The organism is Neobacillus niacini (genome assembly GCF_036961885.1).
GTDB classification, from domain to species: Bacteria; Bacillota; Bacilli; order Bacillales; family Cytobacillaceae; genus Neobacillus; species Neobacillus niacini_H.
The window spans coordinates 20,555-31,035 of sequence record NZ_JBALNQ010000037.1 but is presented as its reverse complement, the minus strand read 5'-3'; the positions used below and the strand labels follow the sequence as shown (position 1 = coordinate 31,035).

Genomic DNA, 10,481 nt, shown 5'->3' with positions numbered 1-10,481 from the left:
TCGTGGATCTCGTGGAAGTTGCGGATCTCGCGGAAGCCATGGCTCCCGTGGAAGCCATGGATCTCACGGTCGCAGAGGAAGATAAAGTATCACAATAATAACAAAACCGATACTCAAAAAGTATCGGTTTTGTATTTTTCAGAGTACTAGAATTCTTCTATTTATAAATTGGAACGTAGTCAGAGACAAATATCAAAAATAATAGGCATAAATCTACCCGGTACTTTAAAAAACTTTCTAGTTACCTGCTGATTTACATAAATTCAAGATATTCGTTTAGTTCAAGCCCCTTAGAACCTACGTATGATAGATCAAGGGACAAGAGAAGACAGGAAATTGAAGAATTTAGATTGTTGAAAGGAGAGAAATAACTACTATGTATCATCCAACGACGGTGATCATCACCATATTCGCTTTCATCCTAACCATGGTGATGATATTTATCCGTCCGAAAAATATGAACGAAGCAATCCCTGCGACAATCGGAGCAGTGCTGGTTTTTGTAAGTGGAAGTGTCTCATTAGTGGATTTACTTGATATAAGTTCTAAAGTAACAGGAGCTGCCATCACGATAATAGCGACGATCGTCATGGCCATTGTCCTTGAAAGTTTTGGATTTTTTAAATGGACAGCTGCTTTAATGTTAAAGGTATCAAAGGGTTCGGGTATAAGGTTGTTTTGGTACACTTTACTGCTTTGCTTTTTAATGACACTTTTCTTTAACAACGATGGAAGTATATTAATTACCACCCCAATCCTAATATTAATACTAAAACATTTAGGTCTGAAGAAACGGCAAATGATCCCCTATTTATTAAGTGGTGCTTTAATCGCAACTGCCTCCAGTGCACCTATTGGTGTAAGTAATATTGTTAATTTAATTGCTCTAAAAATTATTGGGATGGATCTTTATCTTCATACTGCTATGATGTTTGTTCCAGGAACTCTAGGTTTGTTATTCTTATCCTATTTATTATTCCTTGTTTATAGAAAGGAACTGCCGAAACAGCTTCGTTACCATTCCTACTCGATTCCATTACATCAGAATAATCGCTACCACCCCTTAAAGAAAAATTCAGAAGAAATTTTTGATAAACATAAAAAGCTCATGATCCAAATGCTTATCTTTGTATTTATTATGCGACTTAGTCTTTTCGTTGCTTCCTTTATCGGCATATCTGTTTCATTCGTGGCTGTAATCGGGTCAATCGTCTTATTAATTTGGAGATGGATTCGAATTGGTGTAAGTCCAAAGGACATGTTATTAAAAACACCATGGCATATCTTAATCTTCGCCTTTAATATGTACATCATTATCTATGGTCTTCATAATATAGGTTTAACCAATTTCTTAGTTGAACAATTAGGATCTTTGGTTCATGGTAGTCTTTTCCATGCAAGTATTACAATGGGTGTAATAACAGGAGTATTATCAAACCTATTCAATAACCATCCTGCATTGATGGTCGCTACGATTACTCTTACCGAAATGGGATTACCACCGCTTACTCTAAAAACAGTCTACCTTGCGAATATAATCGGTAGTGATATAGGATCATTATTACTTCCAATTGGAACGTTAGCAACATTAATTTGGATGCATATCCTTAGGGTAAATAAAATTACAGTTACTTGGATGGAATACTTACGAGTTACGATTATCGTCATTCCTCCAGCGTTAATTTTCTCACTTGTCAGCTTGTATTTTTGGTTATTACTGGTTTATGTTTAATCATCCGGGGGATTCACCAATTGGTGGTCCTTATTTTTTTGATATGGGGTGTGACTTTAATAATGCGATTGAAAAGAGGAAATTGTAAATAGCCTAGGAAAAATCCAAATACATTCAAAATGAAATCATCAATATCCAAGCTTCCTCTCCCTGTGAAGTATTGTAATAACTCAATCGATGAAACGAAAAGAATGGGAATATAGAATAATTGAAAAGTAGTACATTTATTAACCTTTAGAAATAAACCAAAGGGAATGAACAAAGCTATATTTGCGGCCAAATTATAAAAAGAAATCAACCCATTCAATTTTCCTGTTAGATAAAAAGCAATGGTGGAAAAGGGAACAAGATTAATTGACTGATAGGTTTGGTTCCCAGGTCGGAAGAATAGCAAAATGAATAAAGCAATCGTGTATAGCAGTAAAAGCATACAAAAATGAGAGTAGCGAAGCTGTATCGTTTCCTTTCGTATACATATGATGATGAAGAAAACTGTTATAACTATACAGAATAAGACAACACCTAAGACGATAGGATGCAGATAGGATGTCAATTGAACTAATACAGTAGATAAAAGAGCAAAAAGAATGATAGCTATAATTAAAGATAGTAAAAGTGATTTTTTCATAATATTATTGACCTCATTCACTATTTTTTCCATTATAGCACCAATTCCAAATTTAATATTAGTTTTACCCATTCCAACAAACCAGCCCTTTCAATCGAAAGGGTTATTGCAATTGGAAGTTAAAATGGATTTTCTGATGAAGTGCCTTTTTTTAATAAGTTTAGCATTAAAATGGATTAGCTTTAACCTTTGTTTCTAAAGTTAAATACTATAGTAATAAAAGGCAGGTGAGTAACATGTATTTGGTCGGCTTTTATTCGCCAAAAGCGAAATCAGGTGTAACCGAATTGTCTTTATCTATTTATCATTGGCTAAAAATGAATACGGATTTATCTGCTGCATTTATTTCATATGGGACATTAGAAAAAGAAGGACTTACAAAAGAAGTCATTCATGAATTTTCAAATTTGACACTAACACAACAAAAGCGCGTCGTTAAAAACATGAAGAAGGAATATGATATTATCATATATGATGCTTCAAGCCAGCTTTCAGAAGGAGTTTTAAAGCTGTTGCCAATTGTTGACAGACTATTTGTTGTCGGTGAAGAAAATACGGACTTTGCTGTTAAACTTCACCAAATCATTCAATTCAATAAAATCTTTGATAAAAGTGTAAAAAACTTCATCCAGCACTTAAAAGGGAACAAAACGTTTATTATTCGTGAAAACAAGGAAGGTGGAGTGATTGGTTTTAATCATACAAAAAAAGAAACAAATGATATCGGGCAAATGGTGTATCGAGATTATGTGACACGGTATTTGGAAGAAATATTTATTGAAAAAAATGAAAGAATATTTAAAAAGATTAAAGTTATTCCAAAAGAAACATTGTTTAGAGGATTGTATGAGCTTGGCATTGATTTTGAAAAAGCATTACTTTTTCATGAATATGTTCTTTTACGAGAAGCATTAGGACAAAATTATCAGGAGGCACTCGAAAACTTATTTCCTCTTCTTATTAATTCCACCTTTAAAGAAATCCTCGAGAAGTTTCAAAATGAAATCAAATTCATAGCAAAATTAAAACTAACATAAAAAAAGCCAGGAATTCATTTTCCTGACTCATTCAATATAGGCTTTATCCTTCAAAGCTTCATATGCTGCGGTTTGATTCTCATCTTTAATTTGATACTCAAGATTCCCATCCACTATTTTTGCACAACGACCTCCAAAAGGCTTAATTGTTTCTTTTACTACTTTGATGTCTACTAGGTTTTTTATTGGATACAATACTTTCATGCCGACACCTCCTTATAACAGTATAAGAAAATAACTCTTACCAGGCTGTGATAACAGTTACAGAACTAAGAATTATTGATTAATACTTAACAAATTTTACAAATACGGTATAATATTATCTGGTATAACTATCATTCAAGAAAATAGTTGAAGAAATTGTCTTTTTTTATTACTATTTTTTATGTAGATTCAAAGTTGAAAGCGAGTGGACAAAATGGGTCGTAAATGGAACAACATTAAAGAAAAGAAGGCTTCAAAAGATGCAAATACAAGCCGTATTTATGCGAAATTTGGAGTAGAAATTTATGTAGCAGCTAGAAGAGGGGAACCAAACCCTGAATCCAATCAGGCCTTAAAATTTGTATTAGAACGTGCTAAAACGTACAATGTACCAAGACACATTATCGACCGTGCAATAGAAAAGGCAAAAGGCGGATCAGAGGAAAGTTATTCTGAACTACGTTATGAAGGCTTTGGACCAAATGGTTCCATGGTGATTGTCGATGCATTAACGAACAATGTTAACCGTACTGCCTCTGATGTTCGTGCTGCATTTGGAAAAAATGGCGGAAATATGGGAGTCAGCGGATCGGTAGCCTATATGTTCGATTCAACTGCCGTTATTGGTCTTGAAGGAAAAACAGCGGATGAAGTCCTAGAAATCCTAATGGAAGCAGATGTTGACGTACGCGACATCCTTGAGGAAGAGGAATCCGTTATCGTTTATGCAGAACCGGATCAGTTCCATGCTGTCCAAGAAGCATTTAAAAATGCTGGAATTACAGAATTTACGGTTGCAGAGTTAACCATGCTTGCCCAAAATGAAGTAACCCTGCCTGAAGATGCTCAAGCCAAATTTGAGAAAATGATTGACGTATTGGAAGAATTAGAAGATGTACAGCGAATTTACCATAATGTTGATTTAGGTGAATAAGACGAATGAAGACCTTTGTTTTTAAACAGAGGTCTTCTCTGTTCAAAGTTTGTAAAGAAAGGAGAAATCATGTCAAATACAGTGAAAATTCAAAGGCCGAAAATCCCACAAGATTTAAAACCTTTAGACTTTTATCCCAATGAAGAAAATCTTTTTGAATTATGCATAATAAGAGATTGTTCCGTTATAAATGAAGATATACATAGAATAAGGTTTGAACAAGTTATTTTTAAAAATGTGATTTTTAAAGATGTATCCTTTAAAAACATTGAATTAACCGACGTTATTTTTGATCACTGTGACCTATCAAATACAGATTTTAGAAATGGCAGTATACATCGTGTTGAATTTATTGATTCCAAAATCCTTGGTCTTAATCTTTCAGACGCTTCACTTGGCAATGTTTTTTTTCGAAGCTGCAATGCAAATTTGATTTCGTTTGGTTATTCCAAATTAAAACAGGTGCTCTTTGATTCTTGTTCCCTTCGTAATGCTGATTATTATGAATCAACCTTTACTAAAGTTGCCTTTAAAGAGTGTGATATTAATGAAGCAAGCTTTGAAAGAACACCTTTAAAAGGAATCGATCTACGTAGTTGTACCTTTGATCGCATAAATGTTTCAATAAATGATCTAGCTGGGTGTGAAGTTACATCAAATCAAGCCATAGGATTTGCACGTTTACTAGGCTTGATAATAAAATAAGATTAAAATTAGTGCATAGTGGGATTGGGATGAAATAAAAACAAAAAAGACACACTATATAAAAAAAGGGGATATTGCAATGAAACAAGCATTGGATTCTAGGGTACTAGCTGTACTAGAAGATAAGATTCAATTGATAAAAACAGAGAAAGGTGCCATATATTTAGTGGGTCCTATTAAGCTTCCTGTTAACTTATATGGAGAAACCGTTGATTTCAAGTGGTACTGCTGGTTGAATTGTGACGAGGTTACCGAGGATTTTGAAAGGATCATTGATAAATTATCCTCTGCTAACTTAGCGGAATTTCAGCAGTCAAGTGTCTTAGTTTATGGCGATTTTGAATATGCTCCGGATGCAATTATACGGATGCATTCTATTTGTCATACAGGAGATATTTTTGGCAGTAAGCGTTGTGATTGCGGATATCAGTTGAAGCAATCAATGAAAATGATCCAGGACCATGGAACAGGCGCACTTTTCTATCTAGCTAACCATGAAGGACGGGGAATTGGTTTATTCAGTAAGGCCATGGCTTATGTTCTTCAAGAAAATGGCTATGACACGGTCGAAGCAAATGAGGGTCTGGGGTTTGTTGATGATTCAAGAAACTATAGTGATGCCATTCAGGTTCTCAAGGCAATTCGACAAAAGCCTGTAACCCTGATGACCAATAACCCTAAGAAGCTAAATGCATTAAAAGAAGCAGGACTTGTGGTTACAGCTCGTCAACCGTTATGGGGAGATGTATCCGAATATAATGAGAAATATTTACAGACGAAAATTAATAAGTCTGGTCATCTAGAAGAAGAAAGGGCATATTCAAATGACCAATCATGAATTTTATATGGATTTAGCCCTTAAAAATGCACAGGCGATGAAAGGTCAAACTGACCCAAACCCCTTAGTTGGATCGGTTATCGTTAATGATAACCGAATTGTTGGGATTGGGTCCCATTTGAAGGCTGGCGAACCTCATGCTGAAATTCACGCTTTACGTATGGCTGGTGAGAAGGCAAAAGGGGGAACCATTTATGTAACCCTCGAACCATGTTCCCATCATGGCAGAACAGGGCCTTGTGCAGTAGCTATTGTCGAAGCTGGAATTAAACAGGTTGTGATTGCAACCCTTGATCCAAATCCAGTTGTTTCAGGAAGTGGTGTAAAAATCTTAGAGGATGCTGGTATTGAAGTAATTATTGGCGTTCGTCAAGATGAATCACAACGAATGAATGAAGTATTTAATAAATTCATTATCGAAAAAACTCCTTATGTAACAATGAAGGCTGGGACCACCTTAGATGGTAAAATCGCCACCCATTCTTTTGACAGTAAGTGGATTACTTCCGAGGCAGCAAGAGAAGATGTCCACCATCTTAGAAATGAGAATATGGGGATTTTAGTTGGTGTTAATACGGTAATTGAAGATGATCCAGAGCTTACGACACGTATTCCGAATGGCCGTAACCCAATTAGAATCATCTTAGATTCTACATTAAGAATCCCGTTAGAATCAAAAGTCATCATTGATAAGCTAGCTGAAACATGGATATTTACAAGTGAACACCACGATAAAGAAAAGCGAAAAATCCTAGAAGGTTTAGGGGTTACTGTTATTCAAACTAGTGGTTCGAAACATGTTAATCCTATTGAAGTCATGCAAATATTAGGTGAAAAACAAGTCTCCTCTGTGCTAATCGAAGGAGGAGGTACCATTAACTGGTCGTTCTTAGAAAATAAATTAATTGATAAGATTGTCCTATATATGGCACCAAAAATTATTGGTGGTCAGCTTGCTCCGTCTTTCCTTGCAGGTACTGGGATGGATAAGATGAAAGATGCAGTGGAACTGTCCGAGCTTTCTGTACATCAAATCGGCAAAGATTATAAATTTACAGGGTATCCAATCTACACCCATGAGGAGCCATAAGAAAATGAAATTTGGTTTCGATATTGATGACACACTCATCAATTTAAGAGAACATGCTTTTACGATATACAATAAAAGGTTAAATAAAAGTGTACCCATCGAAGATTTTCACGCATTGAAAAGGGTTGAAATCCATGAACCCTTCGGATTAACGGATGAACAGGGAAGTTCAATGTGGAAATCTTCACTAGAAGAGATTTATTTTACCAACTGTCCTCCCTTTCCAAATGCAGTTGAAACGTTACAGGAGCTAGATAAAAAGGGGCACGAAATCTACTACATAACGGCAAGACCGAAGGAACATGGAGAAAAAACGAAGGTTTGGATGCGAGAACAAGGCTTTCCTGTTAGAGATGACCGGTTTTACTATGGGATGCAGGATCATGAAAAAGTAGAAATCATTAAGGAACTACAGCTTGATTATTATTTTGATGATAAAGCTGAAGTTCTAGACACACTTTCAGATGAATCTTTAAAAATTTTTGTAAGGGACCAGTCATACAATCGCCATTTACATTATTCTCGAATTCTAGACTGGACGGAATTAATGGGAGCATTAAAAAAAGACTAATAAAGGAAACACGCTGAGATATTTTTTCAGCGTGTTTTTTTAGGTATTTATTCACGAGATGATCATATATTTCAATTATTACGTCGTTCCTTTTCGACATAATCAAGTTGAAATGATTACCGGTCAATCACAACTATTTGATTATCTATTAAATAATAAGGAAATACGTCGAAAACGCGTATTCACCGTCGTAATATATTGATTCATTAATGTTATACAAGGGTGCTACAATGAGGGCGAAGTGGTTCTTACATACGGATAAATAATTGACTAAGAGGAGGTACCGATGACAAAAAAACAATGTATCGCCATGTTGTTAGCCGGAGGGAAGGGATCAAGACTAAAGGAATTAACCAAAAATGTAGCAAAGCCAGCTGTCCCGTTTGGCGGTAAGTATAGGATTATTGACTTTGCTTTAAGTAACTGCAAAAACTCTAGCATTGATACCGTTGGAATCCTTACTCAATATAAACAAGAGACCCTTCAAACCTATATTGAGGATGGAGGAAAATGGGGGTTAAATCGAAAAATTGGTGGTGTCGCCATCCTTCAGCCGAATCATAATGATAATGGAGAAAATAGCTACGAAGGAACGGCGCATGCCGTATTCGAAAACATTGACTATATAGAAAGTCAAAATCCAGAATATGTTCTCATTCTATCAGGTGATCATATCTATAAAATGGATTACACTAAAATGGTCGTTGAGCATAAGCAATCAGGAGCGGATGCGACCCTTTCTGTAATAAATGTCCCTTGGAGTGAGGCTAACCGGTTTGGGATCGTCAATATTGAACCTGATTCACAGACAATCATTGATTTCGAGGAAAAACCGAATCAACCAAAATCTAATCTCGCATCAATGGGAATCTATCTATTCAATTGGCCAATTTTAAAAAAATATCTAGTAAAAGAGGAGAACAACCCATCTTCTTCAAAGGATTTTGGCAAAGATGTGATTCCATCAATGATTCGCGATCATCGCCACCTTCATGCTTATCAATTCGAGGGTTATTGGAAGGATGTTGGAACAGTCGAGAGCTTTTGGGAAGCCAATATGGATTTATTGTCAGCACGTACCAATCCAATCATAGTTAATGAGGAATGGAAAATATATACTTCCGGATTACCGCAGCCACCGATGTACTTGGATGCTGAAGCATCCTTAAGTACATCGATAATTAGTGAAGGCTGTAAGGTATTTGGCAGGGTGGAAAATTCAGTTCTCTTTAATGGGGTAACTGTTGCAAAAGGTGCGTATATAAAGGATTCTGTTATTTTGCCAAATGCCATAATCGGTGTGAATGCGTTGATAAACCGTTCGGTTATCGGAAGTGGAAGTGTAATTGGAGAAAGAATTAAAATAGGGAATTCTGAACCCTTCAGTGATATTACTTTGATTGGGGATAATCAAACGATTCAAAAATCGTTGGAAAAAGTCAATAAAATATGAAATGAAGCGATTTCGTAGAGGATTTCGCTTTTTTCTTGACTTTATCTCGACATTGTCATATTATTATCTCATATTCAAGATATTTTAATTCAAAATAATAGCAGGGGGTGAATAAAATGAATGTGAAATGTACAAACACACCATTTTTATTAATCATGCAAACTTCAAAAGCAATTCAGGATCGAATTCGAGATGAAATGTCAAAAAACAATTTAAGTGTTACCGAATTTTCAGTTTTAGAAGTACTTTATTATAAAGAGAAACAAACCATTCAGCAAATTGGGAGTCGCATTTTAATATCTAGTGGGTCCATGACATATGTTATTGATAAGTTAGAAAAAAGGGGCCTCATTCAACGAAATGATTGTCTAAATGACCGTCGTGTCATTCATGTTACATTAACGGATGAAGGTAAAGAACTCATGCTAGAAATTATGCCTAAACACCAACAGTTAGTAGATTTTATTTTTGATGCCCTAAATCCGGATGAAACAGAAACAATCATACAACTTTTGGAAAAAGTGAAGGGAAAAATAGAGATATAATTCTTTGGTTTATATCTTGAATTCAAGATTCTTTGCAATCGATTAATTGGTATGATAAGTTAATCTATGAGGGTAAATTTGATACTAGTTAAGTAAGAGAATTAAACACAAAGGAATGATTTTATGCTATCTATTGATCCATCGGAAATGACTGAAAGAGAGAATTACAAATTTTTAATCGGAAGTATTATTCCACGACCAATCGCATTTGTCACATCCATATCTGAGGAAGCTAACTTGAATGGTGCGCCATTTAGTTATTTTAATATTGTTTCATCCAATCCCCCTATGATTTCATTAGCGATACAACGATCAAAGGGAAAACAAAAGGATACAGCAAGAAATATCCTGCATTCAAAGGAGTTCGTCGTTCATATAGTGGATGAGCAAAATGTTGAAAAAATAAATAAAACTGCGGCTAGCCTTCCGTCAAATGAAAGTGAAATAGGATTAGCAAAGCTAACACCTATAGATAGTGTAAAAATATCCGTACCTGGGGTTAAGGAAGCAAAAATTCGAATGGAGTGCACGTTAGAACATTCGCTAGAATTAGGGGGGCATGATTCTCCAGGATGTGATTTGATCATAGGGAAAGTCGTTCAATTTCATATTGAAGAAGAGATTTACAAAAATGGTAGAATTGATCCCCATGGGTTAGGTGCGGTCAGTCGATTGGCTGGTACGAATTATGCTAAAATTGGCGATCTATTTTCACTAGAAAGACCTAAATAAATGCTTAGTATC

General features: G+C 35.4%; 12 protein-coding genes. 10 read left to right on the top strand and 2 right to left on the bottom strand.

Translation table 11 applies throughout. The annotated features are described in order from the left end of the window. Positions 1 to 376 precede the first annotated feature (376 nt). Entirely contained in the window at positions 377 to 1,732 is a 1,356-nt protein-coding gene (locus V7124_RS16260) for an arsenic transporter (protein WP_335416450.1), read from the top strand. Positions 1,733 to 1,745: 13 nt separating this feature from the next. Here V7124_RS16260 and V7124_RS16255 read toward each other — a convergent pair whose 3' ends face one another. Continuing rightward, positions 1,746 to 2,432, bottom strand: a complete 687-nt coding sequence (locus V7124_RS16255) for a VanZ family protein (protein ID WP_335416452.1) — start codon at positions 2,430 to 2,432, stop codon at positions 1,746 to 1,748. 164 nt (positions 2,433 to 2,596) lie between these two features. Here V7124_RS16255 and V7124_RS16250 point away from each other — a divergent pair, with 164 nt between their 5' ends. Beyond that, on the top strand, positions 2,597 to 3,397 hold the full coding sequence (locus tag V7124_RS16250) for a hypothetical protein (RefSeq protein ID WP_335490983.1): 801 nt from the start codon (positions 2,597 to 2,599) through the stop codon (positions 3,395 to 3,397). Between the two features lie 27 nt (positions 3,398 to 3,424). On the opposite strand, the gene V7124_RS16245 is transcribed toward V7124_RS16250, so the two are convergent. After that, positions 3,425 to 3,601 (bottom strand): hypothetical protein, encoded by a 177-nt coding sequence (locus V7124_RS16245; RefSeq protein ID WP_335416456.1) that lies wholly within the window; start codon positions 3,599 to 3,601, stop codon positions 3,425 to 3,427. A 214-nt stretch (positions 3,602 to 3,815) separates the two neighbouring features. On the opposite strand from V7124_RS16245, the gene V7124_RS16240 reads away from it, so the two are divergent. From V7124_RS16240 to V7124_RS16205, 8 genes are all read left to right on the top strand, one after another. Continuing rightward, positions 3,816 to 4,535: a YebC/PmpR family DNA-binding transcriptional regulator gene (locus tag V7124_RS16240; RefSeq protein WP_335416459.1), complete on the top strand. Its 720-nt coding sequence runs from the start codon at positions 3,816 to 3,818 to the stop codon at positions 4,533 to 4,535. A 69-nt stretch (positions 4,536 to 4,604) separates the two neighbouring features. Continuing rightward, a complete protein-coding gene (locus V7124_RS16235) occupies positions 4,605 to 5,240 on the top strand; it encodes a pentapeptide repeat-containing protein (protein ID WP_335490979.1) in 636 nt (211 codons plus the stop codon). A 79-nt stretch (positions 5,241 to 5,319) separates the two neighbouring features. Further along, a complete protein-coding gene (locus V7124_RS16230; protein ID WP_335490975.1) occupies positions 5,320 to 6,078 on the top strand; it encodes a GTP cyclohydrolase II in 759 nt (252 codons plus the stop codon). Further along, entirely contained in the window at positions 6,065 to 7,168 is a 1,104-nt protein-coding gene (ribD, locus tag V7124_RS16225; RefSeq protein ID WP_335490973.1) for a bifunctional diaminohydroxyphosphoribosylaminopyrimidine deaminase/5-amino-6-(5-phosphoribosylamino)uracil reductase RibD, read from the top strand. The genes V7124_RS16230 and ribD overlap by 14 nt, the downstream gene beginning before the upstream one ends. Positions 7,169 to 7,172: 4 nt before the next feature. Further along, positions 7,173 to 7,739: a 5' nucleotidase, NT5C type gene (locus V7124_RS16220; RefSeq protein WP_335490969.1), complete on the top strand. Its 567-nt coding sequence runs from the start codon at positions 7,173 to 7,175 to the stop codon at positions 7,737 to 7,739. A gap of 286 nt (positions 7,740 to 8,025) precedes the next feature. After that, complete coding sequence (locus tag V7124_RS16215) at positions 8,026 to 9,192, top strand: glucose-1-phosphate adenylyltransferase (protein ID WP_335490965.1); 1,167 nt, start codon at positions 8,026 to 8,028, stop codon at positions 9,190 to 9,192. Positions 9,193 to 9,308: 116 nt separating this feature from the next. Next, positions 9,309 to 9,737: a MarR family winged helix-turn-helix transcriptional regulator gene (locus V7124_RS16210; RefSeq protein WP_335490962.1), complete on the top strand. Its 429-nt coding sequence runs from the start codon at positions 9,309 to 9,311 to the stop codon at positions 9,735 to 9,737. 123 nt (positions 9,738 to 9,860) lie between these two features. Continuing rightward, a complete protein-coding gene (locus V7124_RS16205) occupies positions 9,861 to 10,469 on the top strand; it encodes a flavin reductase family protein (protein ID WP_335490959.1) in 609 nt (202 codons plus the stop codon). The last annotated feature ends 12 nt before the right edge of the window (positions 10,470 to 10,481 follow it).